General features: G+C 71.5%; 1 pseudogene. It reads right to left on the bottom strand.

The window, feature by feature from the left end:
• Window positions 1-168: 168 nt before the first annotated feature.
• Window positions 169-1,557, bottom strand: a pseudogene (locus tag G6R24_RS20700) (IS1380 family transposase).
• Between the last annotated feature and the right edge of the window lie 109 nt (window positions 1,558-1,666).

Raw genomic sequence — 1,666 nt, 5'->3', positions numbered from 1 at the left:
CAGGTGTGATCGTGGGCTGCCCTCTCACCCTTGTTGATGTTGAGTTTTGCCGGTCGGTCTGGGTGTGGCCGTGGCCGGGTGCCCCGTTGTCGCGCGGGGGTGGGCGTCCGGTCCACGTCCGGAGCGGTGTTTTTCCTGGTCGGCGGGTGGGAGGTCGCTGGCCCCGGGTTATCCGGGGGCGGGCAGTGCGCGCAGCGTCGTGATCGCCTCGACGGCCAGCGGGGTCCAGGGGTGGTGGGCGGCGAGGTGCAGCACGGTCTGGCGGGCGTGGCGGGCGAGCCGGCCGGCGAGCGAGAACAGCCGCTGGCGTAGCCGTTTCGGTTCCCACCGCCGCGCCGGGTGATCTGGGAGGGCGATCAGCTGGGTCCAGGCGGTCAGGTCGAGGGCGAGCGTGACGAGGGCGCACCAGATCTGGTTCTGCGCGAAGTCGTGCAGGGGCAGGTTGGTCAGGCCGGTGTCCTTCGCGCCGCGGATCCGGTCCTCGCACCGGGCCCTTCTGCGGTGGCGTAGTTCGAGGTCGGCGAGCTGGCCGCGGACGGTGTTGGTCGCGAACGCCGTGATCCTGTTCCCGTCGACGTCCGTGATCCGCAGCTGGGCGCCGGGGTGAGGGCGTTCCTTGCGGGCGATGACCCGTATTCCCGGTGGTCAGCCGGTGAGGTCCATCAGGCCGGTCAGTTCGGCGACGAACGCGCCGGGGCGGGGCCGGCGGTCGGCGTCGTAGGCCGGCGTCCACGCTTCCTTCGGGAGGCGGGCGATCAGCTGGGCGGCGTTGTCGGGCAAGGTGAACCCAACCGAGTAGCCGAGTCGGCGGCGGTGCAGCCAGTCGACGAAGGCATGGGTGCCGCCGGCCGAGTCAGCGCGGATGAGCACCGACCTGGACCGGCGCAGCCGCCTGGGTAGCTGGCCGAGCGCTCTGGTGGCGACCGTGATGTGGTCGGCGGCCGTGTTCGACCCGGCGTTCCCCGCCCGCAGCAGCACCGCCGCCGGTTCCCCGGCACCGGCCGGGCCGTGGTCGATGAACGCCCACAACGGGTGGAAGCCATATCCCCGCTTGAACGTCGGCCGGGCCTGTTCCTTCTCCGAATGGGCCGTGACCAGCGTCGCGTCGAGGTCCACGACCAGCGGGTCGTCCGCCGACACCGCCTGGCCTGGCGCGCGGCGGCCCGCGAGCGACCACACCCGGCCGCGCGCGGCCGCTCTGGCCCGGTCGACCGCGGCGAGCACCCGGTCCACGTCGCCGGCGAGCCGGTCGATGGTCCGTGACACCGTCGGGTCCGACGCCACCAGGCCGAACAGCTCCGGCTCGGCGCGCAGCAACGCGATGTCCGCGAGGCAGTCCCCGCCCAGCGCCAGCGACACCGCCAGATCGGTCAGCACCTTCGCCGGATCATGGGTCGCCAGCGGCGACCGCCACCCCGCAAGCCCGGCCGACAACTCCCGTCCCAGCCCGGACACCCGGACGGTCTCGGTCAGCAGCGCCCCGCCCGCCGACGACACCACACCCCTGCCCGCAGTATCGACACGGACAGACGGGTAGACATCGGTACGCTGCACCATGAAGGTGCTCCTTGGTTTGGATGGATCAGGCCCTCGACAAGCCCAATCCTCCCTGCTCAGGAGCACTTTCCTATTTCCGGACACCCAACAGATGATCATCCCCATGAAA

It is taken from the genome of Candidatus Frankia nodulisporulans, from assembly GCF_902806475.1.
Classification (GTDB): domain Bacteria; phylum Actinomycetota; class Actinomycetes; order Frankiales; family Frankiaceae; genus Frankia; species Frankia umida.
The sequence above is the reverse complement of the archived record's forward strand: the minus strand, read 5'-3'. Positions and strand labels throughout refer to the sequence as shown.